The following is a 26285-nucleotide window of genomic DNA, read 5'->3' as shown; positions in this document are numbered from 1 at the left end:
TTTAACTGTGGCTGATCGCGTCGATCGCTTCCTGTTCCGCACGGTTGTGCTTATGCCTGAAGAGTACAGCGAAACTTATGGTAATGAGCAGTGCGTAAATGGTAAATGATATCCAGATGTCATGCCAGTCTTTGACGTCGATGGCCCTGCTCAGGTTACCATTCTGCAGTACGGTGATACCCCGGTTTTTAAGAAATTCAAGTAGATGTCCGTTGCTGGCTTCGGTATGTATGGATGAGGCCAGGGATTGGATATCCGTGTAGTTCCTGGTGAAGTAACGGTCAATCATCCAGCCCGATATGAGGCTCCCGAACACTGCCCCAAAGCCATTGGTCATCATCATGAAAAGTCCCTGTGCAGATGAGCGTGTCTTGGGCGTGGTCGATGTCTCAACGAACAGCGAGCCGGAAATGTTGAAGAAGTCGAAGGCCATCCCATAAACAATACAGGACAGGACGATCATCCAGAGATTGTCTGCCGGATTTCCATAAGCAAAAAGCCCGAAACGGAGTACCCATGCAAACATCGCGATGACGATGACTTTCTTGATGCCAAAATGTTTGAGAAAGAAGGGGATGGCAAGAATAAAGAGGGTTTCCGAGACCTGCGAAATGGACATGATGATGGTAGAATACCTGATGACGAAGGAATCGGCGTATTGCGGGAAGAGTTTGAACTCATCCAGGAATACGTCGCCGTAGGCATTCGTCAGTTGCAGCGCGCCACCCAGGAACATGGAGAAGATGAAGAACAGGGCCATTTTATAATCGGCAAAGAGTTTGAAGGCTTCAAGTCCCAGTAGCTTTGCAAAGGATCTCTGTTCTTCGATGTGTTTCTGCGGCCTGCATTTGGGAAGGGTCATGGCGTAAATACCCAGTGTAAGTGCTGCCGCACCTGCAATATAGAACTGATAGGCTGTAGCTTTATTGCCGGTAAGGTTGGTGATCCACATGGCAACGATGAAGCCTACGGTGCCCCATACCCGGATGGGCGGGAAGGTTTTAATGACATCGAGCTGGCCAAGCTTAAGTGTGGTGTAGGAAATGGAGTTGCTGAGCGATATGGTCGGCATATAAAAGCACATGGCCAGCAGCATGACCCAGAAAAAGGTCTCGGGACTGGATACTTCCGGCAAATAGAACAATACTGCGGCATACAGGATGTGCAGAATGCCGTAAAGGATTTCTGCGTTTACCCATTTGTCGGCAATGATACCGGTGAGCGTAGGCATGACCAGGGAAGCGAAGCCCATGGTGGCGAATACCGCCCCGAACTGGGTGCCGTCCCACTGCCGGGTACCGAACCAGTAATTGGCGATGGTGAGCAGCCAGGCCCCCCAGACAAAGAACTGGAGAAAGCTCATCAGTGTCAGACGGATCTTCAGGTTGTTCATGCGTCAGGCTGAGTTGCGCTTACTGATCTCGTCCCTTATCCTTGCAGCCTTTTCGTAAGCCTCTTCAGCGATGGCTTCCTGAAGCTTTTGATTGAGTTCTTCCAGACTGAGTGATCTGTAGTTGGAGCCACCCGGTATATTGGTGGAAATGTCTTCCGATCCCTGCTCCTTGGTGATGTTGTCTATGTTCTCCAGGAAAAGAAAGTCGTTACCTTCAATGACGATGCCTGCAGAGGACAGGATGAATTCGTAGGTGTAAATGGCAGAGTTGAAGCGTACGGCGAGCGCAATGGCGTCCGAAGTACGGGCATCGATCTCCTGGGTCGTATTCCCGTCGGTGCAGATCAGTTTGGCAAAGAATACGCCTTCAACAAGGTTATAAATCAGGACCTCCTGTATTTCAATATGGTAACTTTGAGCAAAGGTCTTAAAAAGATCATGTGTGAGCGGGCGGCTTGGGGTCATCTTTTCGATCTCGATGGCAATGGCCTGCGCTTCGAAGGCGCCAATGATGATAGGCAGTCTTCTCCTTCCGTTTACTTCACCCAGCACCAGTGCATATGCCCCGGATTGGGTCTGGCTGTAGGATAAGCCAACGATGTCCAGTTTAACTTTTTTCATTAAGCCTTATGTGCCTTTACTGCCTCGATTAACTTGGGGACTACTTCAAAGGCATCGCCTACGATGCCGTAATCGGCTACCTTGAAGAATGGTGCTTCTGGGTCTTTATTGATCACTACGATCACCTTTGATGAACTGACGCCTGCAAGGTGCTGTATGGCACCGGATATGCCTATGGCGATATACAGGTTGGGGCTGATGGCGATACCGGTCTGGCCTACGTGCTCGGAATGGGGCCTCCAGTCTGCGTCAGATACAGGTTTTGAACAGGCCGTCGCTGCACCTAAAAGGGCTGCAAGTTCCTCGATCATGCCCCAGTTCTCAGGACCTTTCAGGCCGCGTCCGCCGGAAACGACGATCTCTGCATCGGGCAGGGATACTTTATCGGTTGCCCGCACAATATCTTTCACTACTGCGGAGAAGTCACTTTCTTTTACGTCCGGCGTGAAGTTTTCAATGATGGCGTCTGCCGGGGATTCCTTTACACCGAAAGCATTGGGACTAAGGGAAATGACTTTCACTGCTGAGGTCAGGGATACGGTAGCGAAGGCCTTTCCCGAGAAAGCTGTCCTGGTTACGGTGAAGCCATTGTCTGTTTTCGGAAGACTGGTAACGCCGTCGGCAAGGCCCGCCCTGAGCTTCACGGCGATGCGCGGTGCCAGGCCCTTGCCTGAGAAGGAATTGGAGAGTACCACGATTGCGGCACCTTCTTTTTGGGCCGCCTCTGCGATGACGGAAGCATAGGCCTGGTTAACGAACTGCTGAAGCTGTTCGCTGCCCACGTTCAGTACTCTGGATGCACCGTACTGACCGAGTGTTTTGAGCTCGCTTTCTGCGACGTTGCCGATGGATATTGCTGTAAGGTTGGTATTTTGCTGGTCTGCGACGGCTTTGGCGTAGGAAACGGCCTCAAAAACAGATTTCTTGAACTTTCCTTCTACTTGTTCTACATATACTAGGACTGACATACGTTGTTTTTAATGTTAAAGAATAGACAGGGTACCTTAGATCACTTTTGCTTCATTGTGCAGCAGGTCGACCAGCTTTGCGGTCTCTTCGGCAGGAACAAGCTTCACCGTGCCGCGCGGCGGCGGCGTCTCGAAGTGCAGGATGCTGCTGAGTTGCTCAATTTCCTTCGCATCGGCTACGGAAAGCGGTTTGGTACGGGCGCTCATAATGCCACGCATGTTGGGGATCTTAGGCTCTGCGGTGCCTTCGGAACAGCTGGCCACGAATTTTCCGGAAACGGAGATCACTTCCTTTCCGCCTTCGATCTCGCGTTCCAGTGTCGCTGTGCTGCCGTCATACTCCAGTTTCTTGATGATCGATATGGATGGGATGCCAAGGAACTCTCCGATCATGGCGGCTACCTGGGCTCCGTTATAATCAATGGATTCGCGTCCGCAAAGGATCATGTCAAAATCTGCGGTCTTGGCATATTCAGCGATCTGGTATGCGGTAAAATAAGCATCTCTCGGTGCAGCATTGATCCTTACGGCTTCGTCAGCACCGATGGCCAGGGCCTTGCGGATGGTGGGCTCGGTCTGGCTTTCTCCGACATTGATCACAGTAACGGTACCTTTACCGCCTTCGCAGAGCTCGATGGCACGTGAAAGCGCGATTTCATCATAAGGATTGACGATATATTGGACACCGGCGGTATTGAATTGGGTATTATCGCCGGTAAAGGTTATTTTTGTGGTTGTGTCGGGCACGTTACTGATACAAACTAATATTTTCATGTATAATATTATTAAGTCTTTTTGCAAATCTAATTAAAAAAGCAGGTTAAAAAAATGCAAAATACCCGATTGATCAAGTTACTGGAGTTTTTGGAAAGCGACCCGAATGACCCTTTTGTACTGTATGCCATCGCTACGGAATACAATACTTCGGGAGAGGTTGAACAGGCTTTTGCCTACTACCGGAAACTGGTTGAGCAACACCCTGCTTATGTGGGCACTTATTATCACCTGGGCAAGCTGCTGGAAAAGACCGGCGATAAGGAGGAGGCCATCGGTATTTATCAGCAGGGAATGGCGGCAGCCCGCGAAAAACGCGATATGCATGCTCTTTCTGAACTTCAGGGTGCCTATAACAGTGCTGCAGGATTGGATTACGAAGACGACTGAGCCATGCACGGCAGGAAGAAACAGCTGCTTTTTCTCAGGGACGTGATCATCTTTACGTTTACAGCCTTTGGAGGGGCGCAGGCACACCTGGGACTGTTGCTGAAGTATTTTGTCAGGAACAACCGGTATGTGAGTGAAGAGGAATTGCTTGAACTGAATGCACTGGCTCAGTTGCTGCCTGGTCCGGCATCTACGCAAACACTGGTCGGCATTGCCTATAAGGTAGGCGGGCTGCGGTTGTCCATCGTTACTTTCCTGATCTGGATACTGCCATCCGCTGCGGCAATGACCTTTGCGGCGATAAGCTATGCAAGATTGGACCATAAGGAAAAATTCATTGAGGTATTGGAGTATATGCAGCCGGTGGCCCTGGGTATTGTCGCCTTCGGTGCCTATAACCTGTCAAAGCGGGTCCTGGTATCGCAGTTGTCGGTATTTCTGGCGGTCGCTGCGGTGATCTGTACACTGGTGTTGAGGAACGCTTATGTTTTCCCACTTGCCATTCTGATGGGAGGTATGGTTTCTTCTTCCCTGGAATCCCCGAGGGAGGAAACGGAATTGAGGGGAAAGCTGTTTGCCAATATCAACAGGAAGAAACTGGTCTATTTCTTTGGTGTGCTGTTGTTCCTGGCGCTGCTGGGTGCCGTGATCAACAGGACATCGCCTTTCAGTTTGCCGATCAGGCTGTTTGAAAACTTTTACCGCAACGGGATCTTTATCTTTGGTGGCGGGCAGGTCCTGGTGCCGCTCATGTTCACCGAGTTTGTACAGATGAAGCAGTATTTGCATGCTTCCGGATTTCTCTCTGGTTTTGCCCTGCAGCAGGCTTTGCCCGGGCCTACATTTTCCTTTACGAGCTACATCGGGGCGCTGAGTATGAAAAATTTTGGCTATGGGGTCTGGGGCCAGGCGCTGGGCGGCGCGGTCGCTGTTCTGGGCATTAATTTACCGGGGCTGATCCTTGTACTGTTCATTGTGCCTTTCTGGGAGGACCTGAAAAAGCTGACGAGGATCAAAAATTCCCTTTCAGGGATCAATGCCGTGAGCGTAGGCTTTATCATTGCGGCGTTTATCCTGCTGCTGCTGCCGGTGGGGCTGAACCTGATGTCCATAGGCATTATGGTGGTTACGTTCCTGGTCCTGAATTTTACCAGGATCAGCCCGCCTGTGATCGTGGTCGCAGGGATCTTACTGGGTTATTTCGTGTGATGAACTTAGAACGGCGCGTCTTCGTCGTTGATGTCATCCATGCGGGACGGCTTGATGATGACGTTACCGGCGGGCCGGTCGAAATTCTGGGACGGCATCATGCCGGCTCCGGGGCTGTCTATCCCGAATGAACCGCCTGGTGCAGAGAAATTGTCTTCAAGGTCGGTGAACTTCACATACTTTCCGATAAAGCGCAGCGGGACGATACCGGTCTCACCGTTCCTGTGCTTGGCAATAATGACTTCGCCGACGCCGGCCTGTGAGCGGCCCTGTTCGTCTTCGGTGATGCCGTAATATTCCGGCCGGTAAAGGAACAGTACCATATCGGCATCCTGCTCGATGGAACCGGATTCACGCAAATCGGAGAGCATGGGCCTTTTGCCGTTGGCGCCTGGCCGGCTTTCCACCGCACGGCTCAGCTGGGACAGGGCAAGTACCGGTACGTTAAGTTCCTTGGCAACGGATTTCAGCGCCCTGGAAATGCTGCCGATCTCCTGCTCCCGGTTGCCGCCGCCACCTTCACCCTTACCGTGCATGAGCTGCAGGTAGTCGATGATGATCAGCTGCAGATCGTACTGCGCTTTCAACCTGCGGCATTTGGCACGGAACTCAAAGATGTTCAGGGCGGGGGTATCGTCGATCAGGAGCGGGGCTTCGGTAAGCCTGCCGATCTTGCTGTGGAGCTGCTGCCATTCCCATTCGGCCAGGTTGCCCTTGCGGATCTTTTCCTGTTCGATCTCGGTCTCCCCGGAAATGAGACGGTTGACGAGCTGTACGGAAGACATCTCGAGAGAGAAGACCACGACTGCCCTTTTAAAGTCTACGGCGGCATTGCGGGCGCAACTGAGCACGAAGGCGGTCTTACCCATTGCCGGACGTGCCGCGATGATCACCAGGTCGGAGGCCTGCCAGCCGCCGGTGATCCGGTCAAGGTCAGTAAAACCGGATGGTACCCCTGTAAGGCCATCGGTCTTGCTGCGCAGTTCTTCGAGCGTGGCCAGAGACTGCTTGATGATCTCATCCATTTTCTGGGTATCGCGTCTCAGGTTGTTCTGGGCGATGTCGAAAAGGTTTTTCTCCGCATGGTCAAGCAGGTCGAAGATATCAGTGGTGTCCTCGTAGGCACTGGTGATGATCTCGGACGAAATACGAATCAGCTCCCGCTGGATGTATTTCTGGGAAATGATGCGTGCGTGAAACTCGATATTGGCTGCTGAGGCGACACGGTTGGTCAGGTTGGTGATATAGAAGGCGCCGCCGATCAGCTCCAGCTGGCCCAAGGTACGTAGTTCTGAGGTGACGGTCAGGATGTCGACCGGCTTGGATTTCTGAAAAAGCCCCTGGATCGCCTCAAATATCTTTTTGTGCCCTTCATGATAGAACATTTCAGGCTTGAGGATATCGATTACGGTAGAAAGGGCATCTTTTTCCAGCATCAGCGCACCTAGTACGGCTTCTTCAAGATCAGTGGCCTGAGGCGGTATTTTGCCTGCGGTGGTCATTGTATTTGCCAGTCTGTTCTTGCGCGCGCTGAAGCTTGTTCTTTCTTGTCCCTGATTTCCGTTTTCAAAACTCATGTCAACAAAATTAGGTAAAAATCGGGTCGTCTTTTATAATCTTTATGAACATGTTTCAGGTAAGGTTATCGGCGAACCGGATTTGTTTTCATGTTTTTGGTAAATTTTCCAACAGCGTGATGTGGATAACCTCGGGTTTTTGGGTTAATTTTACCGCTCAGATTAATGATGATGGAACACACCAGAAGGCCGCAGCGGCAAAGGGAATCGAACGAGTTTATATTTGGCATCAGGGCCGTTATAGAGGCGATCAGGGCGGGTAGGGATGTAGAGAGTATTTACATTCAGCGGGGGCTTGCCGGGCCCCTGATCCTTGAATTGAAGGCAATGCTGAAGGATACGGACATCCCTGTGAACCATGTACCTGTGGAGAAGCTGAACAGGATGACCCAGAAAAACCATCAAGGTGCCATCGCGGTCATTTCACCAATCACCTACCAGCGGGTAGAAGATATAATCCCCGTCATCTATGAAAGAGGCGAGACGCCGCTGATCCTGGTGCTGGACGGGGTAACTGATGTCAGAAATATGGGGGCGATCGCCCGTACGGCAGCTTGTGCAGGGGTGCATGCGATTGTCGTGCCGGTAAAGAATTCTGCCCAGATCAACGCGGATGCCATCAAGACTTCCGCAGGGGCTTTGTTTTCCATCCCGGTCTGCAGACACCATAATTTGCACAAGACGGCCCTTTTCCTGCAGGAATGTGGTTTGCAGATCGTTGCCTGTACAGAAAAGACGGATGATCTGATCTATGCGCCGGATTACACACTGCCTACAGCGATCGTCATGGGCGCGGAGGACGAGGGTATTTCCAATGAGATCATGCGGATGGCGAACCATCTGGCGAAAATCCCGATGGTCGGAGACATCAGTTCACTGAATGTATCGGTTTCAGCCGGGGTAATCTTGTATGAAGCGATCAGACAAAGGATCCGGTAGAAGAAATCACAGCCTTTCTCTCAGATGTACTGGGTGCCGAATTTTGATTTTACGTCGGCTACGATCTGCTTAATGCTTTGTTCTGAAGAACGCGGGCAGATGAGCAGGGTATTGCTGGCCTCTACGACAATATAGTCATGCAGGTCCTGCAGAATCACCAGCTTGTCTTTAGGAACATTGACCATACAGTTCGAAGAATTGAACATCATCACTTTTTCTGAAGGTATCACCGCATTGCCGACATAGTCGTGCTCTGCCAGGTCATAGATCGACGCCCATGTGCCCAGGTCCGACCATCCGAAATCGGCAGGCAGGACGTAAACGTTTTCTGCCTTTTCCATGATACCGAAGTCTATCGAAATATTGGTGCATTGCTGATAGGCAGCGCCGATAAATTCCTGTTCCAATGTGGTATTGAATACAGAGTTGCCCTGGTAGAAGATCTCATGCATATCAGGCAGATGCTTTTGAAAAGCTTTGTTGATCGATCTGGCAGACCAGATGAATATACCCGCGTTCCAGAGAAAATCGCCGCTCTGCAGGAAAGACTTGGCCAGTTCCAGGTTTGGTTTTTCCGTAAAGGTCTTGACCTTATGGATCAGGTGATCGGATTTAAGCGTATTGTCTGTATACTGGATATAACCATAGCCGGTATCCGGACGGCTGGGCTTGATCCCCAGGGTAATCAGTACGTCATTTTGTGCAGCGGCCTGCAGTGAATGTTCGATAGCCTCAACAAAGGCGTCCTGGTTGGTAATGGTATGGTCGGAAGGAGCGACCACGATGGTCGCATCAGGATTGAGCTGGGCAATCTTCATTGATCCGTAAGAAATACAGGGTGCGGTATTCCGCATGATGGGCTCCGCAAGGATCTGGTTATCACTGATGGCAGGAAGCTGCTCTTTGATAATATCGGTATAGATCTCGTTGGTGACGATAAAGATGTTTTCAGGAGGGCATATCTTTAAAAAGCGTTCATAGGTACTCTGAATGAGTGTTTTACCTACTCCAAAGAAATCGATGAATTGTTTCGGGAATTCTGTTCTGCTCACTGGCCAGAAACGGCTGCCGACTCCTCCGGCCATGATCAGCGCATAATTGTTCTTGTTCATATTTGATCAGTCCTTTTATATTATCCCTTCCTGAAGAAGGTCGTGTAAATGTATCATACCAAAATACCTGCCGCCCTCTGTCACCGGAAGCTGGGTGATGTTATTGGCTTTAATCAGTTCCAGGGCCTCTGCGGCCAGCATTTCCCGGTCTACGGTCTTTGGCCTGGCACTCATCAGGTCGCTCGCTTTGATGTCGGTCAAGTTAGTATATTTTTCCAGCATTCGTCTAATGTCACCATCGGTAATTATCCCGAGGATAATATCGTGCTCAATAACAACAACTGCGCCTAAACGGTTTTGACTGATCTCTACAATGACATCTTTTACAGAGGCGTCGGGGTGGATGCCCGGCTTCTGGTTTCTGAGTGCGATATCGCCGGCCTTCAGATAGAGCCGTCTTCCCAGTGAACCGCCCGGATGATAACGTGCGAAATCGGCTTCGTTGAAATTGCGGGCATTGAGCAGGCAGACAGCGAGTGCGTCGCCCATGGCCAACTGAGCCGTAGTGCTGGTGGTCGGGGCCAGGTTGTGCGGGCAGGCCTCTTTTTCCACATGGGTATTCAGAATATAATCTGCCTGTCTCCCCAGGTCGGAGTCGGGTTGTCCGACCATGCCGATCATGATGTTGCCGGACTGTTTGAGCAGTGGGGAAAGCAGTTTGATCTCCGGTGTATTACCGCTTTTAGATATGCAGATGACGATGTCGTCCTTCTGGATCATGCCCAGGTCGCCATGGACAGCATCTGCTGCATGCATAAAACTGGCCGGCGTGCCGGTGCTGTTGAAAGTAGCTACGATTTTCTGGGCGATGATGGCGCTTTTTCCAATGCCCGTTACGATCACTCTGCCCTTGTTTGCAATGATCAGTTCCACGATCCGGACAAAGTCGTCATTTATTTTGCCGGCCAGGCCATTGATGGCCTCAGCTTCCAACCGAAGGGTGCGGAGGGCGGTGTCTATGATCGATTTTTTACTTTTCAAATAGAATTATTTAGTATATTGATGCATTGTAATTCTGCAAAATTATGTTATTTTGAAGTAAAAAACAGCACTGAATATTTTATACACAAAATGGATGTGAAAAAGTCGTTGTTTGACAACCTGCAAACTTTTTTCGGGTTTGATAACTTTAAGGGGGACCAGGAAGCCATCATTACGAACATTCTTGAAAAGAGGAATACGTTTGTCATCATGCCAACAGGCGGGGGAAAATCCATTTGCTATCAGTTACCGGCATTGATGGAAGCGGGTACCGCGATCGTGATATCGCCGCTGATCGCCCTGATGAAAAACCAGGTGGACCAGCTCAGGGCCTTCGGGGGTAACGACAGTATTGCCCATTTCCTGAACTCGTCACTCAATAAATCTGAAATCAATCAGGTAAAGACAGACCTGCTCAGCGGACAGACCAAGCTGCTGTATGTGGCGCCCGAGTCCTTGTCCAAACAGGACAATCTTGAATTTCTCAAACTGATTAAAATCTCTTTTGTAGCAGTTGATGAAGCGCATTGTATCTCGGAATGGGGCCATGATTTCCGGCCGGAATACCGGAAGATCAGACAGGTGATCCATGGCCTGGGCAGTGAGATCCCGATCATTGCGCTTACGGCTACTGCTACGCCTAAGGTGCAGCAGGACATCATTAAGAACCTGCAGATGACAGATGCCACCCTGTTTAAGTCGTCATTTAACCGCCCAAACCTGTTTTATGAGATCCGCCCGAAGCGGGATGTAATTAAGGAGATCATCAGGTATATCAAGTCAAATACCGGAAAATCGGGGATCATCTATTGTCTCAGCCGGAAAAAGGTAGAGGAAGTAGCAGATACGCTGAACCTGAACGGGATCAAGGCCTTGCCTTATCACGCCGGACTGGAACCGAAGGTACGTGCAGAAACACAGGACAAGTTCCTGATGGAGGATGTGGAGGTGATCGTGGCGACCATTGCCTTTGGTATGGGTATAGACAAACCGGATGTACGGTTTGTGATCCACCATGATGTACCCAAAAGTATGGAAGGATATTACCAGGAAACGGGCCGGGCCGGACGGGATGGAGGTGAAGGTACCTGTATCGCTTTCTATACCCAGAAGGATATCGATAAGCTGGCCAAATTCATGAAGGATAAGCCGGTTTCAGAAAGGGAGATCGGTACACAGATACTGAAGGAGGTGATCGATTATGCGGAGTCCGCAGTGTGCAGGAGGAAACAGATACTGCATTATTTCGGTGAAAACTTTAATGAGACGGGCTGTAATTCCATGTGTGATAACTGTCGCAAACCAAAGAAGCAGTTTGAGGCGGAGGACTCGCTGAACTTGTTGTTGCGGCTGGTACAGAAGCTGGGGGAGAAATTTGACGATACTCACGTACTTAATGTCGTGCTTGGCCTGGAGACGGCGCAAACCGTAGCTTATGAGCACGGGAAGTTGTCTGAATTTGGCTTTGGCGCAGTGGAGGGCGAAAACTACTGGCGTTCGCTGATCCGTCAGGCAGTATTGAATAACTTCCTGTATAAGGACATCGATAATTATGGCCTGCTGGGACTGACCAATGCAGGCAGGGAATTCCTGGAGAGTCCTTATAACCTGAAGTTTGTACTGAATGAACCCATTGAAAACGGCAATGAAGACGACCAGGATGATGTAAAGCAGGGACCTGGCGCCCTGGATACGCAATTGTTGCAATTGCTGAAGGACCTCAGGAAGAAGATCGCAAAGCAAAAGGGGGTACCTCCCTTTGTGGTCTTTCAGGACCCCTCGCTGGAGGAGATGTGTACGCATTATCCGATTACCAATGATGAACTGAAGCAAATCTCGGGAGTAGGGAATGGCAAAGCGGTGAAATTCGGGGGACCTTTCCTGGAACTCATCAAGAAGTATGTGGAAGACAATGACATTGAGCGTCCGATTGACCTGATCGTGAAGACCCAGGCCAATAAATCGCAGCTGAAGGTGTCCATTATCCAGAATATAGACCGCAAGATCGGGCTGGAGGATATTGCGAGATCTAAGGGCATTACCTATGACGACATCCTTAAGGAAGTGGAAGCGATTGTCAATTCAGGCACGAAACTGAACCTGACCTATTTTGTAGATGAAATGATCGACGAGGACAGACAGGATGAGGTGTTCGATTACTTTCAGTCTGCTGAAAGCGATTCCATTGATGAGGCACTGAAGGAGCTGGGAGAAGCGGATTATTCGAGAGAGGAGATCCAGCTGATGCGTATTAAATTTATGTCCGAGCTGGGTAATTGACGGGCGGTTTTTAAACTGATAATCATGATCAATTTTTCTATAGATAAACTGAGGCACCGGGATTCCGGCAATTTCTTTCTGATGGCCGGTCCATGTGCGATTGAAGGCGAGGAGATCGCGCTGCGCATTGCAGAGAAGATCGTAGCGATCACTGACAAACTGAATATACCCTATATTTTCAAGGGCTCTTACCGGAAGGCCAACCGTTCGAAAGGGAGTTCCTTTACCGGCATCGGTGATGAAATAGCACTGAAGATACTGGAAAAGGTAGGCACTACTTTCGGGGTGCCTACGGTGACGGATATTCATGAAAGCGGGGAGGCGGAAATGGCGGCGGCTTATGTGGATGTGTTACAGATACCCGCGTTTCTCTGCAGGCAAACTGACCTGCTTATTGCAGCGGCGAAGACAGGCAAGGTGGTCAACGTAAAGAAAGGCCAGTTCCTTTCTGCGGGTTCTATGAAGTTCGCGGTTGAGAAAATTGTTGAGGCGGGTAATGACAGGGTGATCCTGACCGACAGAGGAAATACCTTTGGGTATCAGGACCTGATCGTTGATTACAGGGGGCTGCCTGAAATGCAGAATTTCAATGTGCCCGTAGTGATGGACTGTACCCATTCACTGCAGCAGCCTAACCAGAGCAGCGGTGTTACAGGAGGTAAGCCCGAACTGATCGCAACCATTGCGAAGGCTGCGATCGCGGTAGGCGCAGATGGCCTGTTCATTGAAACCCATCCGGACCCTGCCAATGCGAAGTCGGACGGTGCAAATATGCTGCACCTGGATCTGCTGGAAGATTTACTGACCAGACTGGTACGCATCAGGCAGGCCGTGATTTAATTACTTCCGGTTAAATACCGGTTACGACGAATGAAGTCCTGCGGTTCAGCTTCCTGCCGGCCTCGGTATCGTTTGTAGCGACGGGTACGCTTTCCCCAAGGCCTTTGTAAGTAAGCCTGTCGGGGAGGATTTTCCTGGCAATGAGGTATTCGTAGACGGATCTTGCCCGCATCATGGAAAGTTTGCGGTTGTCTTCTTCTTTACCCACGTTGTCCGTATGTCCTTGTATTTCAATGCGCAGGCCGGGGTTTTGCTTCAATAAACTGATCAGAATGTCTAATTCTGATTCTGAATAAGGCAGCAACTGATAGGCATTGGTGTCAAAAAATATATTCTTCATGATGACGTTGCTGCCGGGCTTCAGTTTTTCAAGATAGATTTCCAGGATGGATGGTTTTTCCCGGCTGCCTGCCGAGCTTAGCGGGTAGTTTTCCGAGTAAAAAAGATAGCCCGGGGCCACTGCGTTAAAGGCATAGGCAGCACCGGTAGGCATTACGGCGAGGAAGCTGCCATCGCTTGCATCTGTGAAGTTCTGATAAACCGTTGTCTTTGTATTTAGATTGCTGATCCGGATATCTGCTTCAAGCGGCTGCCTGCTTGTCTTGTCTTTAATTGTGCCCTTTACATAAACAATGGGAACCGGCCTGATGGTCTCCGGCATTTTGAAACTGTAAATATCCAGGTCTCCGTAACCGCCCTTCAGGTTTGAAGAAAAGAAGGCATCCGTGCCTTCTGGACTGACAATAAGCCCTGTCTCCTCGTTGAAGGTATTGATCGGATAGCCAAGGTTTACCGGTTTTCCCCATTTACCGGAGTTGTCCAGGCGGCTCAGAAAGATGTCTTTGTTACCCATGCCCGGCCAGCCGTCTGAAGAGAAATAAAGCGTATGGCCATCGGGATGCAGGAATGGGGTCTGTTCATCACCTGGGGTATTGATCTCTGGCCCCAGGTTTACCGGCTGATCCCAGTAACCGTCGCTTTTGAGCGTGCTTTTCCAGATGTCATAGCCGCCAAGTCCTCCTGGCCGGTTACTTACAAAGTATAAGGTATTTCCGTCAGGACTTACAGAGGGTTGAGCGTCCCAGTAGACACTATTCAATGGTGTCCCAAGGTTAAAAGGCTCGCCCCAGCCTTTAGCCGTTTTCTGGCTTACATAGATGTCACAGCGACCAAGACCGTCCGGTCGGTTACAGCCGGTAAAGAACAGGTATTTGCCGTCTGCAGACAGGGACTGTGCGCCTTCGTTGAATTTACTGGTATTGATCTGGTCGCTTAAGGGCACCGGTTTGTCCCAGGTACCATTTTTTTTAAATGAAGTAAAAAAGTCTTCATTGCCATCGACGGTACGGCTGAAGATCATTTGTGCTCCATCTGCGGTCAGTGAGGGAAAATATTCGCGGTATGCCGAATTGATGTCCGGACCAAGGTTTACCGGCTCATAAGGTAAGGGGGATTTTATCGCCAAAACAGCAAACTCACTATCTTTCCGGTATTTTTCTGCCTTCTTCAGGAAATCCGGGTCTTTACCTTTGTACTTCGACAGAAACCGGTTGGTATTTTCCAGTGCTTCGGGATAACTGCCTGTGAAGATGCATGCTTCAGCCATTCCGTAAAACATCCTGGGATCGCCTTCAGGGTTTAGGTTTATGGCATTTTGATAGGCAGATTTGGCCTGTGCAAAGGCTTTCAGCCTTCTGTGGATATCGCCAAGCTGGATATATGCATATTGAAAAGCAGGATCGGCTTTAACCGTTTCGTCCAGTGCTTCCGCTGCTTCCTTAAGCTGGTCATTGCGCAGGTAGGTCTGCGCCTTGTTAAAGCTGCCCTGCGCCTTTTTAATGGCCGAAGTCTGCGCACTGACAGTTGTCCAGGTTGCGCAAAATGCAAGTAACAGATAGATGAGTTTCTTCATGGACACTGATATTAACCATGCAGGTTAAATATAGTGAGAAATAGAAACTATTTACGGAAATTAACCGGGAATCAGGGGATGTTCAGGAATTTATGGGTTTGCAGGGATATCTCCCATTTGGGATTGGCCATGACATAGTCAATGATCAGCGGAGTTACAGCCCTGGATTTGGACCACTCTGGCTGCAGGTAGAGTTTGCACCCCGGTGATACCATTTCTGCATATTTTTCCGCCCATTCGAAGTCGCTTTTGTTAAAAACGATTACTTTGAGTTCGTTGGCAAAGGGAGCGATATCGGGTCTGGGGGCCTTGAACTTTTTTGGTGACAGACAGATCCAGTCCCAGGTACCCGAAAGCGGGTAGGCGCCTGAAGTTTCAATAAAGGTCTGTATATTCCGTTCCCGGAGCCTGGCAGTCAGGTAGCCAAGGTTATAGATCAGCGGTTCGCCACCTGTGATCACAACAGCCTTTCCCGGATAAGAGGCGGCTTTTTCTGCAATGTGGTCTGCAGGGGTCAGCGGGTGGAGTTCCGCGTCCCAGCTCTCCTTAACATCACACCAATGACATCCGACGTCACATCCGCCCAGGCGGATAAAGTAAGCAGCCTTTCCGGTATTGAAACCTTCTCCCTGTATCGTATAAAACTCCTCCATCAGGGGGAGCAATGTGCCGTCTTCCGGTATCTGATGTGCCATATGCGGCGCAAATTTAAATAAAATAATGCAAGGACCAGTCAAATCCCTATCTTGGGTGTTTTTAATGACCAGCCGATGAAGATCAATGAAATGGCACAAAATAGATAAGCCGCTTCCGGACGGGGAGTTTGTCATGCAGGTAAGCGCAGGCGGCAGGAAGATTTGCCTGATCAGGCACCAGGAGCAGCTGTTCGCTACACAGAATACCTGCCCGCATGCCGGGGGCACCTTAAGCGGAGGCTGGTGTAAAAATGGTCATTTGATCTGTCCTGTACATCGCTGGGAATATAACCTGCAAACCGGCCGGGGCGCATCAGGACAGGGCGACTATGTCCATATCTATCCCGTAGAACAGCGGACTGACGGGGTTTACATAGGTCTCAGGGAAGGTTTTCTGAAGCGTCTGTTCGGATAACCGGAAAATTGCTGAATATGGCTAAGCGTAAATTTCGCCCTTTGCCGAAGCTAAAGTATTTTTGAGCAGGCCTACAATGGTCATCAGGCCAACCCCGCCGGGAACAGGAGTGATCCAGGAAGCTATTGGTGCTACATGTTCAAAGTCTACGTCCCCATAAAGTTTATAGCCTGATTTAGTCGTCGCTGAAGTTTCCCTGTTCATGCCTACATCAATGACAATAGCCCCCGGTTTTACCATATCTGCGGTGATGTAGTTTTTACGTCCGATAGCCGCAATGAGGATATCTGCCTGCAGGCACATTTCCTTCAGGTTTATGGTTTTGCTGTGGGTCAGCGTTACTGTGCAGTTGCCGGGATTGGCATTGCGGCCCATCAGTATGCTCATCGGACTGCCCACAATATTGCTGCGGCCTACAACTACGCAGTGCTTTCCTGCGGTATCTATGCCGTAAGCCTGAAGCATCAGCATAATACCATAAGGGGTGGCAGGGATAAAGCAGGGCAGGTTGCGCATCATACGGCCGAGGTTGACGGGATGAAAGCCGTCCACATCTTTGCGGTAGTCTATTTTTTCGGTGACCTTCTCCGGATCGATGTGCTTGGGAAGCGGTAATTGTACGATCAGGCCGTCTACACCTGTATCATTATTGATCTCCTCTACCTTGGCCAGCAGTTCAGCCTCGGTCACGGAATTATCGTACCTGATCAGAGAGGACTGAAAGCCTACCTTTTCACAGTTTTTCATCTTGCTGGCCACATAGGTTTCACTTCCGCCGTCGTTACCCACCAGGATAGCCACTAAATGGGGTTTTCTGCCGGATGACGTAAGAAATTCAGCCGCTTCAGCAGCAATATCCTGTTTTATCTTCTCTGATACGAATTTTCCGTCTAACAATTGCATGATAATAATTTGGTTAATCTAACTTCAATACGGCCATAAATGCAGTTTGCGGGATCTCTACGTTACCCACCTGGCGCATACGTTTTTTACCTTTTTTCTGTTTTTCAAGGAGTTTACGCTTACGGGAGATATCGCCACCGTAACATTTTGCGGTTACGTCCTTGCGCAGGGCGCTGATGGTTTCCCTGGCAATTACTTTAGCCCCGATGGAAGCCTGTATCTTGATCTCAAATTGCTGACGGGGCAGCAGTTCCTTCAGCTTTTCACAGATCTTTTTGCCGAAATCATAAGCATTGCTGCGGTGGATCAGCGAACTTAATGCGTCTACAGGCTCGTCATTTAACCTGATGTCCAGTTTTACCAGATCAGACCTGCGGTAACCGATAGGATGGTAGTCAAAAGAGGCATAGCCTTTTGAAATGGTTTTCAGCTTGTCATAGAAATCGAATACGATCTCGCCCATGGGCATTTCGAAGACTAGTTCTACCCGGTCGGAAGTAAGGTAAGACTGGTTGACGATCACACCGCGCTTCTGGATGCAAAGACTCATTACCGGGCCTGTAAACTCGGCTTTGGTAATGATGTTTGCCTTGATGTAAGGCTCCTCTACATATTCCATCTTGCTTGGATCGGGCATGTCCGAAGGGTTGTTCACAATGATTTCGTCGCCCTTTGTACTATAGGCCTTGTAAGACACGTTCGGAACGGTGGTAATTACCGTCATGTCAAACTCGCGCTCCAGACGTTCCTGGATGATCTCCATGTGCAGCATGCCCAGGAAGCCGCAACGGAAGCCGAAGCCAAGCGCTGCAGAACTCTCGGGCTCAAATACGATAGAGGCATCGTTCAGTTGCAACTTGTGCATGCTTTCGCGCAACTCCTCGTAATCTTCGGTATCTACCGGGTAGATACCGGCAAATACCATGGGTTTTACCTCTTCAAAACCCTGTATGGCTTCAAGAGAAGGACGGGCCACATTGGTAATGGTATCGCCTACTTTTACTTCTCTAGCTTCTTTAATACCTGAAATGATATAACCCACGTCACCGGTCCTGACGACATCCTTAGGGAGCATGTCCAGCTTCAGCACACCTACTTCGTCAGCAAGGTATTCCTTGCCGGTATTGATGAACTTCACTTTATCGCCCTTACGTATTTCGCCATTGGTCACTTTATAATAAGCGATAATGCCCCTGAAAGAGTTGAACACAGAGTCGAAGATCAGCGCCTGCAGCGGAGCTTCAGGGTTTCCTGCAGGAGCAGGGATGCGTTCTGTAATCGCCTGTAGAATCTCCGGTACACCCATTCCGGTCTTGCCCGAAGCAGGAATGATCTCTTCCCGTTTGCAGCCGATCAGGTCAATGATCTGGTCTTTAACTTCCTCCGGCATGGCACCGGGGAGGTCCATTTTGTTCAGGATCGGAATGATCTCCAGATCGTGTTCCAGGGCCAGGTAAAGATTAGAGATGGTCTGGGCTTGTATACCCTGTGAGGCATCCACGATCAGTAATGCGCCTTCGCAGGCCGCAATAGAACGGGAGACTTCATAGGAAAAGTCGACGTGTCCCGGCGTATCGATGAGGTTAAGTACATATTGCTCGCCGTTCAATGTATAGTTCATCTGAATGGCGTGGCTTTTTATGGTAATGCCCCGTTCGCGTTCCAGGTCCATATTGTCCAGCAGCTGGGCCTGCGCCTCCCGCTGGGAAATGGTCTTGGTGTACTCCAGCAGACGGTCTGCAAGGGTACTCTTACCGTGGTCAATATGTGCAATTATGCAGAAATTACGTATATTCTTCATTTTCGGCCAAAGATAAGACTTTGAGCGGATTATTTTCGGGAATTATTTGGTGTCGTTCGCAAGAGTGATGAGCTCGCGGACGATCCGCGGGTCCGTCAGGTCATAGCTGAACTCGTCTGCAAGGCTGCCCATGCTGAGCCTGGGATTTCTGAACTTCATGGCGCTTTGAACTGCACTTCGTGCTGAGGCATGAAATTCGGTAGAACCGGTATGGCTGATGATCTCCTTGATATTGCCGGTCGAAATACCCGCTCCCGGCATAATGCTGATACGGCCTGCTGCCTGTTTTACCAGGTCGTAGAGTACTGCCGAACCTTTCCATGCGGAAGCTTCGCCGCCTGAGCTGAGTATTCTTTCGCAGCCCAGGTCGATGATGTCCTCAAGGGCTTTGTTCAGATCGCTGCTCATGTCGAATGCCCTGTGAAAGGTCACACCCATATTTCCGGCAAGACCAATGAGTTCTGCACAACGCTCACTGTCTACAGATCCGTCTGCTTTCAGGATGCCGATCACGATGCCCTGGCAGCCAAGCTCCCTGCATACACGCACATCTTCCTTCATGAGTTCAAACTCAAGCTCATTGTAAAGGAAATCACCACCTCTGGGCCTGATGATCGGATAGACCTGGATGCGGAGCGATTTTACGGCCATCTTGATCTGTGCATAACTGGGTGTGGTGCCGCCTTCCGGCAGGTTGTCGCATAATTCTACACGTACCGCACCACCTTCCTGCGCCGCAAAGGCAGAACGCAGCGAATTTGCACAAACTTCCATCGTGATCATATCTCTCTCGTTTCAGTTCTAATAATGGCTTTTTCCGTCAATCAGCAGGTCGCTCCGTCTGGCATTGCAGACTGCATAGCTAAATCCCTTCTGTATCGCATAAGCTCCGTATTCGCCCTTTTTGTTCAAGGCCAGAAAGCCTACCTGTATCTTTTTTGCGGTTTCGGGTTTCTTCCTGATGATGCGCATTACTGCTTCCTTACACGCCGCCTCTGGGCTATAGCCCTGGCGCATCAGCTCGACGACCAGGAAGCTGCCGACATTGCGGATGACTTCTTCACCCACACCAGTGGAAGTAGCCCCGCCAACTTCGTTATCTACATAGAGCCCCGCACCAATGATCGGGCTGTCGCCTACGCGGCCGTGAAGCTTATAGGCCATACCGCTTGTGGTGCAGGCACCGGAAAGATTTCCACTGGCATCCAGGGCGAGCATACCGATCGTATCGTGGTTATACTGGTTTCCCGGCAGCTGTCTTGGCGCAGCCTTATCGTATAGCCTGTTCTCAATGTTCATCACTGGTTCGTACTTCGCAGTTTTCAGCCATTCCTTCCAGGCTTTTTCACTTTCCTGCGTCAGCAGATTTTCCTTTTGAAACCCGTTCTCCAGGGCAAATTGCAGCGCACCTTCGCCGACCAGCATGACATGCGGCGTTCTCTCCATGACCAGTCTGGCTACAGAGATCGGGTGCTTAATGTATTCTATTCCCGCTACGGAACCACAATTGCCTGATTCGTCCATGATACAGGCATCCAGGGTCACGTGGCCGTCCCGGTCCGGGAGACCGCCATAACCCACGGTCTGTATGAGGGGATTGCCCTCGGGTATACGTACACCTTTTTCAACGGCATCCAGTGCACGTCCGCCCGCCGAAAGTACTTTCCAGGCTTCCTGGTTGGCCGGAATGCCGAAATCCCAGGTAGAAATGACGATAGGAGACCCTGCTCGGGACAATACGGTGCCCGATACGCTGCTGCCGCCTACGGCCAGAAGAGCGGCAGAGGCAGTCCCGGTTTTAATGAATTTTCTACGGTTGATCATTTGAGTTCAAATTGGTCGGCATCCTTCAGGAAGGGAAAGCTCCGTCTGGTCCTTACCAGTTCTTCATAATTGATGCTGAAGGTATAAAGGTCTTCGTCTTCAGGTTTATAATATATTGTTTTTCCCATTGGGTCAATGCATTGGGAATGTCCGCTGTGGTACACTTCCTTGCCATCATGCCCGACGCGATTGGCCCCGATGACGTAGCTCTGGTTCTCAATTGCTCTTGCCGGGATCAGTGCATTCCAGTGCGCCGAGCGTTTATCCGGCCAGCTGGCGATGAGCAGCAGCAGATCGTATTCATTATCCTGGTTTCGCAGCCATACCGGGAAACGAAGGTCATAGCAGATACCCAGCCTGATCTTCCAGCCCCTGAGGTCTACGGTGACTTTATCTTTCCCTGCAGTATAAACTTTGTCTTCACCGCCAAGGCCAAAGAGGTGGCGTTTGTCGTAAGTACTGTAAGTGCCATCAGGAAGCATCCAGATCATCCTGTTATAGAAATGGCCATCTTCACGGATGATTAGACTTCCTGTAACTACACAATCGTATTTGCGTGCCGTATCCTGCATCCACTGCATGGTCTTTCCATTCATCTCTTCAGCGAGCCCTTCTGCATTCATGCTGAACCCGGTATTGAACATTTCGGGCAGTATGATCAGATCGGTCTTTTCCTTGATGCCCATAGACAACCTCAGGCCCAGGTTCTGTAAATTCTTGTCTGTATTTTCCCAGAACAGGTAAGCCTGAAATATAGTGATCTTGAGGTTGCTGATGTTCAGGTAGTTCGGCTGTTCCATACAATCAGATTAAAAGGATAATTAAAATTTCATTAATCTTTCAACGGCCTTTTCCAGTGTTTCTTGCTTTTTAGCAAAACAAAAACGCAATACCTGATGGTCTGTACCCTTCGTATAAAAGGCCGAAACCGGTATGCTGGCCACTCCGTGTTCCTTCACCAGTATGGTAGCCATTTCCTTGTCTTTCAGTTCATTCAGGTGGCCATAACTTACACACTGGAAGTAAGACCCCTGGCAAGGTAGCAATTTAAACCTGGTTTCCGCAAGCATAGCCCTGAACAAATCTCTCTTTTGCTGGAAAAATCCGGAAAGTCCCGCGTATACGGAAGGGTCTTTAAGATATGCTGCGATTCCGGCCTGCATGGGCGTATTCACACTGAATACATTGAACTGATGTACCTTCCGGAATTCCCTCATCAGTTGCTCAGGTGCCAGGCAGTAACCGAGCTTCCAGCCGGTAGTGTGCAGCAGTTTACCGAAGGAGGCCACAATGAAGCTTCTTTCACGAAGTTCGGGGTACAGCGCCATGCTGTGGTGCTGCTGCCCGTCATAGATCAGGTGCTCATAGACTTCGTCACTTAGAATAAGTATATCTGTGCCCATGGTCAGCCGTATCAGTTGCGCGGCATCTTCTTTCGACAAGATACATCCGGTCGGATTTTGCGGACTGTTGAGGATGATCATCTTGGTGTTGACCGAAAACAGCTTCTTGACCATATCCCAGTCGATCTGATAATCGGGGGGTGTCAGCTCATAGGGTTTTACCAGTCCGCCCAGTAACCTGACCGCAGGTGCGTAGCTGTCATAGGCTGGTTCAAAAATGATTACCTCGTCACCGGGGCCGATACAGGAACTGAGCGCAGTAAATATGGCCTGGGTACCTCCCGCGGTAATGGTAACTTCCTTTTCCGGGTGGTAGTGCGCGCCGTACAGACGTTTTGTCTTCTCTGCAATGAGCTCCCTTAGCACCGGTAAACCGGTCATCGGTGCGTACTGATTGGCCCCGCTGCGCATAGCATCCGAAACGGCCTCAACCAGCAAAGGGTCGCAGTCATAATCGGGGAAGCCCTGAGACAGGTTGATGGCCTGATGGTCTTCGGCCAGTCTGGACATTACGGTGAAAATAGTGGTGGCAACTCCGGGTAATTTGGATAGCATAGTGATCATTAACGACGAAAATAGAAATAATAATTATCCGGTTATATCAGAATATTTTAATAATTTCAGCTGCTATGACTTTTAAAACGAAAGAAAGCAGGCTGCTGCTTGTGCTGGGTAGTTTTTTTGTTGCCAATGCCATCTTGTCCGAATTCATCGGCGTTAAGATATTCACTGTAGAAGGTACACTGGGTATCAGGAAGTTTGATATCAGTTTACTGGGCGTGCCCAACCTTTCCTTTAACATGTCCGCAGGTGTGCTCACCTGGCCTATTATCTTCATTATGACAGATATCATTAATGAATATTTCGGGGTCAGACAAGTACGTTACCTGTCTTTGCTCACCGCTGTGCTGATCTCATATGCCTTTCTTGTCGTGGGTGGTGCCATGCAGCTTACGCCGTCAGATTTCTGGATCAACCAGGAAATCAACGGGGCGCCCATCAATATGAACAATGCATTTGCAGGTGTCTTCGGACAGGGTATGTGGATTATTGTAGGTTCCATTGTTGCCTTCATTACCGGTCAGGTCGCCGATGTGCTTATCTTTCACCGCATCAAGAAGATCACCGGTGAACGAGCGCTCTGGCTCCGCGCCACCGGTTCCACACTCGTTTCTCAGTGCATCGACAGCTTTGTGGTCATTTTCATTGCTTTTTACCTTAATCCGCAATATCACTGGAGCTGGCAGATGGTCGCAGCCATCGGCCTGGTCAATTATACTTACAAATTCATTGTGGCCATCCTCATGACACCGATCCTTTACCTGGTACATGGCATTATCGACAGCTATCTTGGCAAAGACCTGGCACAGCGCATGATACAGATGGCCAGCATTAAATAACCTAATACTTTATATGTCTTATATACCTTCAACTTCGCGGTACCAGCATATGGAATACCGTCGCTGCGGAAATAGTGGCATCAAGCTGCCGGCTGTTTCACTTGGCCTGTGGCACAACTTTGGCCATGTAGACCAGTTGGAAAACAGCGCCAACATTCTGAAACTTGCGTTTGACAGCGGCATCACCCATTTTGATCTTGCAAATAATTACGGCCCGCCACCGGGATCGGCTGAGGAAAACTTCGGTAAATTGCTGAAACGTGATTTCCGTGGCTACCGGGATGAAATGATCATTTCATCAAAAGCGGGTTATACCATGTGGGAAGGTCCGTACGGCGACTGGGGTTCAAAGAAGTACCTGGTTTCCAGCCTGGACCAGAGCCTTAAGCGTATGGAACTCGATTATGTGGACATCTTTTACCATCACCGGCCAGATCCGCATACGCCACTGGAGGAAACCATGGCTGCGCTTGACCTGATCGTTCGACAGGGAAAGGCGCTTTATGCAGGGATATCCAATTATCAGCCCGAGGAAGCAGCCAGGGCCATCAGTATCCTGAAAGAACTGGGAACACCCTGCCTGATCCATCAGCCCAAATACTCGATGTATGAGCGCTGGGTAGAAAACGGCTTGCTCGACCTGCTTGATCAGGAAGGGGTAGGCTGTATTCCATTCTCGCCGCTGGCCCAGGGTCTGCTGACAGATAAATACCTCAAAGGCATACCGGCAGACTCCAGGGCAGCCAAGTCTCATGGTTTCCTGCAGGCAGATCAGGTCACTCCTGAGCGGATCGCCCAGATCAACCGCTTAAATGCACTTGCGGAAAGCCGCGGCCAGAAACTGGCGCAAATGGCTTTGTCCTGGATATTGCGTGACCGCCGGATCACCTCAGTGCTTGTAGGTGCCAGCAGGCCTGAACAACTGGCCGACTCGCTGAAATGCCTGGACAATACAAGTTTCAGTACAGAAGAGCTGGAACAAATAGAACAGATACTGAATTCAGGAGCGATATAGCCATCACAAAAATGGAAGAACAAAAAGCATTACCGTCACTGACCGCCGAGGAAACCCGGGTATTGGGCGTGCTGATGGAGAAGGCCAGGACCACGCCGGAATACTACCCGATGACCATCAATGCCATAACGGTGGCCTGTAATCAGAAGACATCAAGAAAGCCGGTAGTCCAGTACGATGACCAGACGGTTACCCTCACCCTGGACACCCTTAAGCGCAAGGGCCTGGTCTCTACCGCTACCGGTGGCTCCAGCCGGGCCATAAAATACAAGCATAACTTTGCCATTGTCTATCCGGTACTGCCCGCAGAAGTGGCCGTGATCTGTCTGCTTATGCTCAGGGGCGCACAGACTCCCGGAGAACTGAACACCAATTCGGGCAGGCTCTATGAGTTTGATTCACTGGAAGAAGTACAGGATGTACTTGAAAAACTGGCGGCCCCTGAATTTCCTTATGTCGTACAGCTTCCCAGGCGGGCCGGTCAGAAGGAAGCCAGGTATGCACACTTGCTTTCAGGCATGCCTGACCTTTCGCAGGAAGACCAGGAGGATGAGGGCTACACCAGGCCCGCAAGTGACGTCGAACAGCGGTTAGCCGTTGTCGAAGAAGAACTGGCAAAGCTGAAAGAAGAGTTCGGAAAACTACTTAAAGAGCTGATGGGTTAGTCTTTTACGGCAAGGATCGACTTGTCTTTCTTTGCCGTACTCTTTACCTTCAGCGTATCTGCCGTCACGACAGTTTCCTGAGAAGTTGTGGTCCCGGCATTATTGTCTGGTACCCTGAGCCTCATTTTAGGCTCGTTACATGCAGCGAAAAGGAGCAGCAGGGGCAGTATCGGAGATAATGCTGTTTTCATTTATCTGTTGACTATTTGAATAATATGGTCAAAAGTAATCCTTATTTCAAAGATACTGCAAGCATCCTGGGGTATTTGACAAAGCTATGGCTGTAGGGCCCGCTAAAACTTTTCACCTGAAGGGATGTTTTGAAATTATGGAACAAAAAAAAACACCAAAGCCGGGAACGGAGAATTATCCTGTCGACAGGCCCCAGGATTTAAATATGCCCCGTTTTAACAGTGCTACTGAAAAGCAGGACAGCAGTAAGCAACCGCCTGTGGAGAATATGAACGATCAGCAGAAGGACATCACGAATACTGATTATATCAACGATACCAGTGTGCCCTCACCAGATCTTGGCAATGAAAGGGACAGTAAGGAAGATGACAGGGAAAGGATCATTAGGAGATAACGGTTAACCCGCAAGAATACCATGGAAAATGACACAACCATCATCAGTGAACTCAAAGGACTGGTCAATATCCTCAATGATGGGAAGGAAGGTTATGAGGCCGCAAGTGCGCATACCGACACTATCGAACTGAAAGGGATATTCCTGAAGTATTCTGCCCAGAGGGCCGGGTACGCAATGGAGCTCAAAGAACACATACAGCAGCACGGAGGTAGTTCGGAAAATGAAAAAGGGGAGTGCTGGGCGCCCTGCACCGGGGCTGGATGGAAATCAGGCAGGCGTTGAGTGGTAATGAAGACCTGGCCATATTGAGTTCTGTGGCGACTGGTGAACAGGAAGCGCTGGATAAATACGATCAGTTGCTGGTTGACCCGCTTACCCATGCCGATCACCTTGACCTGCTGAAAACACAGCGTGCGGGTATAGCCGATGCCCTCCGTGAAATACAGGCCTGGTATCAGCAGATCGGGCAAAGGGAAGGCTAATTCTGCATTTTGTCCTTTATAAACCTCTTTCTGTCGCCATAACTGCGTCTTATAGATCAAATACTGGTATTTGGCACAGATACCCGGTAGTTTTGCA

At 49.9% G+C, this 26285-nt stretch carries 28 protein-coding genes; 12 read left to right on the top strand and 16 right to left on the bottom strand.

Annotation, left to right across the window (positions count from 1 at the left end; all coding sequences use genetic code 11):
• Window position 1: 1 nt before the first annotated feature.
• The 4 genes from P2W84_RS01680 to P2W84_RS01665 are packed head-to-tail and all read right to left on the bottom strand — an operon-like array spanning window position 2 to window position 3756.
• Window positions 2–1393: a nucleoside permease gene (locus P2W84_RS01680; RefSeq protein WP_276088362.1), complete on the bottom strand. Its 1392-nt coding sequence runs from the start codon at window positions 1391–1393 to the stop codon at window positions 2–4.
• A gap of 3 nt (window positions 1394–1396) precedes the next feature.
• Window positions 1397–2014, bottom strand: coding sequence for a bifunctional nuclease family protein (locus P2W84_RS01675; RefSeq protein WP_276088361.1), 618 nt, complete (start codon window positions 2012–2014; stop codon window positions 1397–1399).
• A complete protein-coding gene (locus tag P2W84_RS01670) occupies window positions 2014–2982 on the bottom strand; it encodes an electron transfer flavoprotein subunit alpha/FixB family protein (RefSeq protein ID WP_276088360.1) in 969 nt (322 codons plus the stop codon). The genes P2W84_RS01675 and P2W84_RS01670 overlap by 1 nt, the downstream gene beginning before the upstream one ends.
• Window positions 2983–3018: 36 nt before the next feature.
• Window positions 3019–3756: an electron transfer flavoprotein subunit beta/FixA family protein gene (locus P2W84_RS01665; RefSeq protein ID WP_276088359.1), complete on the bottom strand. Its 738-nt coding sequence runs from the start codon at window positions 3754–3756 to the stop codon at window positions 3019–3021.
• A gap of 54 nt (window positions 3757–3810) precedes the next feature.
• Between P2W84_RS01665 and P2W84_RS01660 the strand changes: the two genes are divergently transcribed.
• Complete coding sequence (locus P2W84_RS01660; protein WP_276088358.1) at window positions 3811–4146, top strand: tetratricopeptide repeat protein; 336 nt, start codon at window positions 3811–3813, stop codon at window positions 4144–4146.
• Between the two features lie 3 nt (window positions 4147–4149).
• Window positions 4150–5355 (top strand): chromate efflux transporter, encoded by a 1206-nt coding sequence (chrA, locus tag P2W84_RS01655; RefSeq protein ID WP_276088357.1) that lies wholly within the window; start codon window positions 4150–4152, stop codon window positions 5353–5355.
• A 5-nt stretch (window positions 5356–5360) separates the two neighbouring features.
• Here chrA and dnaB read toward each other — a convergent pair whose 3' ends face one another.
• Window positions 5361–6932 carry a replicative DNA helicase gene (dnaB, locus tag P2W84_RS01650; RefSeq protein WP_276088356.1) on the bottom strand — a complete coding sequence of 524 codons (1572 nt, stop codon included), beginning with the start codon at window positions 6930–6932 and terminating at the stop codon, window positions 5361–5363.
• Window positions 6933–7103: 171 nt separating this feature from the next.
• Here dnaB and rlmB point away from each other — a divergent pair, with 171 nt between their 5' ends.
• The gene (rlmB, locus tag P2W84_RS01645) at window positions 7104–7871 is read left to right on the top strand and encodes a 23S rRNA (guanosine(2251)-2'-O)-methyltransferase RlmB (protein ID WP_276089026.1); all 768 of its coding nucleotides are present in this window, start codon (window positions 7104–7106) and stop codon (window positions 7869–7871) included.
• Window positions 7872–7891: 20 nt separating this feature from the next.
• On the opposite strand, the gene P2W84_RS01640 is transcribed toward rlmB, so the two are convergent.
• The gene (locus tag P2W84_RS01640; RefSeq protein WP_276088355.1) at window positions 7892–8983 is read right to left on the bottom strand and encodes a mannose-1-phosphate guanylyltransferase; all 1092 of its coding nucleotides are present in this window, start codon (window positions 8981–8983) and stop codon (window positions 7892–7894) included.
• Between the two features lie 15 nt (window positions 8984–8998).
• On the bottom strand, window positions 8999–9964 hold the full coding sequence (locus P2W84_RS01635; RefSeq protein ID WP_276088354.1) for a KpsF/GutQ family sugar-phosphate isomerase: 966 nt from the start codon (window positions 9962–9964) through the stop codon (window positions 8999–9001).
• Window positions 9965–10054: 90 nt separating this feature from the next.
• On the opposite strand from P2W84_RS01635, the gene recQ reads away from it, so the two are divergent.
• Window positions 10055–12244, top strand: coding sequence for a DNA helicase RecQ (recQ, locus tag P2W84_RS01630; RefSeq protein WP_276088353.1), 2190 nt, complete (start codon window positions 10055–10057; stop codon window positions 12242–12244).
• 24 nt (window positions 12245–12268) lie between these two features.
• The gene (kdsA, locus tag P2W84_RS01625) at window positions 12269–13084 is read left to right on the top strand and encodes a 3-deoxy-8-phosphooctulonate synthase (RefSeq protein WP_276088352.1); all 816 of its coding nucleotides are present in this window, start codon (window positions 12269–12271) and stop codon (window positions 13082–13084) included.
• A gap of 10 nt (window positions 13085–13094) precedes the next feature.
• On the opposite strand, the gene P2W84_RS01620 is transcribed toward kdsA, so the two are convergent.
• Both P2W84_RS01620 and P2W84_RS01615 read right to left on the bottom strand, forming a co-directional pair.
• Complete coding sequence (locus P2W84_RS01620; protein WP_276088351.1) at window positions 13095–14996, bottom strand: OmpA family protein; 1902 nt, start codon at window positions 14994–14996, stop codon at window positions 13095–13097.
• 71 nt (window positions 14997–15067) lie between these two features.
• On the bottom strand, window positions 15068–15691 hold the full coding sequence (locus P2W84_RS01615) for a 7-carboxy-7-deazaguanine synthase QueE (RefSeq protein WP_276088350.1): 624 nt from the start codon (window positions 15689–15691) through the stop codon (window positions 15068–15070).
• An 85-nt stretch (window positions 15692–15776) separates the two neighbouring features.
• Between P2W84_RS01615 and P2W84_RS01610 the strand changes: the two genes are divergently transcribed.
• Window positions 15777–16106 carry a Rieske (2Fe-2S) protein gene (locus tag P2W84_RS01610; protein ID WP_276088349.1) on the top strand — a complete coding sequence of 110 codons (330 nt, stop codon included), beginning with the start codon at window positions 15777–15779 and terminating at the stop codon, window positions 16104–16106.
• Window positions 16107–16127: 21 nt separating this feature from the next.
• Here P2W84_RS01610 and P2W84_RS01605 read toward each other — a convergent pair whose 3' ends face one another.
• From P2W84_RS01605 to P2W84_RS01580, 6 genes are read right to left on the bottom strand one after another with little or no spacing between them, the layout of a single operon-like run.
• Window positions 16128–17009: a tetrahydrofolate dehydrogenase/cyclohydrolase catalytic domain-containing protein gene (locus P2W84_RS01605; protein ID WP_276088348.1), complete on the bottom strand. Its 882-nt coding sequence runs from the start codon at window positions 17007–17009 to the stop codon at window positions 16128–16130.
• Window positions 17010–17022: 13 nt separating this feature from the next.
• Window positions 17023–18810, bottom strand: coding sequence for a translation elongation factor 4 (lepA, locus tag P2W84_RS01600; RefSeq protein ID WP_276088347.1), 1788 nt, complete (start codon window positions 18808–18810; stop codon window positions 17023–17025).
• Between the two features lie 42 nt (window positions 18811–18852).
• Window positions 18853–19593 (bottom strand): copper homeostasis protein CutC, encoded by a 741-nt coding sequence (locus P2W84_RS01595; RefSeq protein WP_276088346.1) that lies wholly within the window; start codon window positions 19591–19593, stop codon window positions 18853–18855.
• Between the two features lie 18 nt (window positions 19594–19611).
• Complete coding sequence (locus P2W84_RS01590) at window positions 19612–20634, bottom strand: N(4)-(beta-N-acetylglucosaminyl)-L-asparaginase (protein ID WP_276088345.1); 1023 nt, start codon at window positions 20632–20634, stop codon at window positions 19612–19614.
• On the bottom strand, window positions 20631–21434 hold the full coding sequence (locus P2W84_RS01585; RefSeq protein WP_276088344.1) for a nitrilase family protein: 804 nt from the start codon (window positions 21432–21434) through the stop codon (window positions 20631–20633). Before P2W84_RS01585 ends, P2W84_RS01590 begins: the two co-directional genes overlap by 4 nt.
• 21 nt (window positions 21435–21455) lie before the next feature.
• The gene (locus P2W84_RS01580; RefSeq protein ID WP_276088343.1) at window positions 21456–22601 is read right to left on the bottom strand and encodes a methionine aminotransferase; all 1146 of its coding nucleotides are present in this window, start codon (window positions 22599–22601) and stop codon (window positions 21456–21458) included.
• Window positions 22602–22666: 65 nt separating this feature from the next.
• Here P2W84_RS01580 and P2W84_RS01575 point away from each other — a divergent pair, with 65 nt between their 5' ends.
• The 3 genes from P2W84_RS01575 to P2W84_RS01565 are packed head-to-tail and all read left to right on the top strand — an operon-like array spanning window position 22667 to window position 25117.
• Entirely contained in the window at window positions 22667–23437 is a 771-nt protein-coding gene (locus P2W84_RS01575) for a queuosine precursor transporter (protein WP_276088342.1), read from the top strand.
• Window positions 23438–23450: 13 nt separating this feature from the next.
• On the top strand, window positions 23451–24452 hold the full coding sequence (gene mgrA, locus P2W84_RS01570) for an L-glyceraldehyde 3-phosphate reductase (protein WP_276088341.1): 1002 nt from the start codon (window positions 23451–23453) through the stop codon (window positions 24450–24452).
• Window positions 24453–24463: 11 nt separating this feature from the next.
• Window positions 24464–25117, top strand: coding sequence for a YceH family protein (locus P2W84_RS01565; RefSeq protein ID WP_276088340.1), 654 nt, complete (start codon window positions 24464–24466; stop codon window positions 25115–25117).
• Here P2W84_RS01565 and P2W84_RS01560 read toward each other — a convergent pair.
• Complete coding sequence (locus P2W84_RS01560) at window positions 25114–25308, bottom strand: hypothetical protein (protein WP_276088339.1); 195 nt, start codon at window positions 25306–25308, stop codon at window positions 25114–25116. The genes P2W84_RS01565 and P2W84_RS01560 overlap by 4 nt on opposite strands.
• Window positions 25309–25445: 137 nt before the next feature.
• On the opposite strand from P2W84_RS01560, the gene P2W84_RS01555 reads away from it, so the two are divergent.
• The 3 genes from P2W84_RS01555 to P2W84_RS01545 are packed head-to-tail and all read left to right on the top strand — an operon-like array spanning window position 25446 to window position 26188.
• Window positions 25446–25703 (top strand): hypothetical protein, encoded by a 258-nt coding sequence (locus P2W84_RS01555; protein WP_276088338.1) that lies wholly within the window; start codon window positions 25446–25448, stop codon window positions 25701–25703.
• Window positions 25704–25724: 21 nt separating this feature from the next.
• Entirely contained in the window at window positions 25725–25988 is a 264-nt protein-coding gene (locus tag P2W84_RS01550; RefSeq protein ID WP_276088337.1) for a DUF2383 domain-containing protein, read from the top strand.
• Entirely contained in the window at window positions 25967–26188 is a 222-nt protein-coding gene (locus P2W84_RS01545) for a hypothetical protein (RefSeq protein WP_276088336.1), read from the top strand. Before P2W84_RS01550 ends, P2W84_RS01545 begins: the two co-directional genes overlap by 22 nt.
• Window positions 26189–26285: the final 97 nt, after the last annotated feature.

The sequence above is a fragment of the Pedobacter sp. JY14-1 genome, assembly GCF_029269825.1.
Lineage (GTDB): Bacteria > Bacteroidota > Bacteroidia > Sphingobacteriales > Sphingobacteriaceae > Pedobacter.
This window is presented reverse-complemented; position numbering and strand designations above follow the sequence as displayed.

Excerpts from the sequence above, each read along its gene's own strand:
- P2W84_RS01680 (WP_276088362.1), bottom strand. The coding sequence starts at position 1,393 with ATGAACAACCTGAAGATCCGTCTGACACTGATGAGCTTTCTCCAGTTC.
- P2W84_RS01675 (WP_276088361.1), bottom strand. The coding sequence starts at position 2,014 with ATGAAAAAAGTTAAACTGGACATCGTTGGCTTATCCTACAGCCAGACC.
- P2W84_RS01670 (WP_276088360.1), bottom strand. The coding sequence starts at position 2,982 with ATGTCAGTCCTAGTATATGTAGAACAAGTAGAAGGAAAGTTCAAGAAA.
- P2W84_RS01665 (WP_276088359.1), bottom strand. The coding sequence starts at position 3,756 with ATGAAAATATTAGTTTGTATCAGTAACGTGCCCGACACAACCACAAAA.
- P2W84_RS01660 (WP_276088358.1), top strand. The coding sequence starts at position 3,811 with ATGCAAAATACCCGATTGATCAAGTTACTGGAGTTTTTGGAAAGCGAC.
- chrA (WP_276088357.1), top strand. The coding sequence starts at position 4,150 with ATGCACGGCAGGAAGAAACAGCTGCTTTTTCTCAGGGACGTGATCATC.
- dnaB (WP_276088356.1), bottom strand. The coding sequence starts at position 6,932 with ATGAGTTTTGAAAACGGAAATCAGGGACAAGAAAGAACAAGCTTCAGC.
- rlmB (WP_276089026.1), top strand. The coding sequence starts at position 7,104 with ATGGAACACACCAGAAGGCCGCAGCGGCAAAGGGAATCGAACGAGTTT.
- P2W84_RS01640 (WP_276088355.1), bottom strand. The coding sequence starts at position 8,983 with ATGAACAAGAACAATTATGCGCTGATCATGGCCGGAGGAGTCGGCAGC.
- recQ (WP_276088353.1), top strand. The coding sequence starts at position 10,055 with ATGGATGTGAAAAAGTCGTTGTTTGACAACCTGCAAACTTTTTTCGGG.
- kdsA (WP_276088352.1), top strand. The coding sequence starts at position 12,269 with ATGATCAATTTTTCTATAGATAAACTGAGGCACCGGGATTCCGGCAAT.
- P2W84_RS01620 (WP_276088351.1), bottom strand. The coding sequence starts at position 14,996 with ATGAAGAAACTCATCTATCTGTTACTTGCATTTTGCGCAACCTGGACA.
- P2W84_RS01615 (WP_276088350.1), bottom strand. The coding sequence starts at position 15,691 with ATGGCACATCAGATACCGGAAGACGGCACATTGCTCCCCCTGATGGAG.
- P2W84_RS01610 (WP_276088349.1), top strand. The coding sequence starts at position 15,777 with ATGAAATGGCACAAAATAGATAAGCCGCTTCCGGACGGGGAGTTTGTC.
- P2W84_RS01605 (WP_276088348.1), bottom strand. The coding sequence starts at position 17,009 with ATGCAATTGTTAGACGGAAAATTCGTATCAGAGAAGATAAAACAGGAT.
- lepA (WP_276088347.1), bottom strand. The coding sequence starts at position 18,810 with ATGAAGAATATACGTAATTTCTGCATAATTGCACATATTGACCACGGT.
- P2W84_RS01595 (WP_276088346.1), bottom strand. The coding sequence starts at position 19,593 with ATGATCACGATGGAAGTTTGTGCAAATTCGCTGCGTTCTGCCTTTGCG.
- P2W84_RS01590 (WP_276088345.1), bottom strand. The coding sequence starts at position 20,634 with ATGATCAACCGTAGAAAATTCATTAAAACCGGGACTGCCTCTGCCGCT.
- P2W84_RS01585 (WP_276088344.1), bottom strand. The coding sequence starts at position 21,434 with ATGGAACAGCCGAACTACCTGAACATCAGCAACCTCAAGATCACTATA.
- P2W84_RS01580 (WP_276088343.1), bottom strand. The coding sequence starts at position 22,601 with ATGATCACTATGCTATCCAAATTACCCGGAGTTGCCACCACTATTTTC.
- P2W84_RS01575 (WP_276088342.1), top strand. The coding sequence starts at position 22,667 with ATGACTTTTAAAACGAAAGAAAGCAGGCTGCTGCTTGTGCTGGGTAGT.
- mgrA (WP_276088341.1), top strand. The coding sequence starts at position 23,451 with ATGTCTTATATACCTTCAACTTCGCGGTACCAGCATATGGAATACCGT.
- P2W84_RS01565 (WP_276088340.1), top strand. The coding sequence starts at position 24,464 with ATGGAAGAACAAAAAGCATTACCGTCACTGACCGCCGAGGAAACCCGG.
- P2W84_RS01560 (WP_276088339.1), bottom strand. The coding sequence starts at position 25,308 with ATGAAAACAGCATTATCTCCGATACTGCCCCTGCTGCTCCTTTTCGCT.
- P2W84_RS01555 (WP_276088338.1), top strand. The coding sequence starts at position 25,446 with ATGGAACAAAAAAAAACACCAAAGCCGGGAACGGAGAATTATCCTGTC.
- P2W84_RS01550 (WP_276088337.1), top strand. The coding sequence starts at position 25,725 with ATGGAAAATGACACAACCATCATCAGTGAACTCAAAGGACTGGTCAAT.
- P2W84_RS01545 (WP_276088336.1), top strand. The coding sequence starts at position 25,967 with ATGGAAATCAGGCAGGCGTTGAGTGGTAATGAAGACCTGGCCATATTG.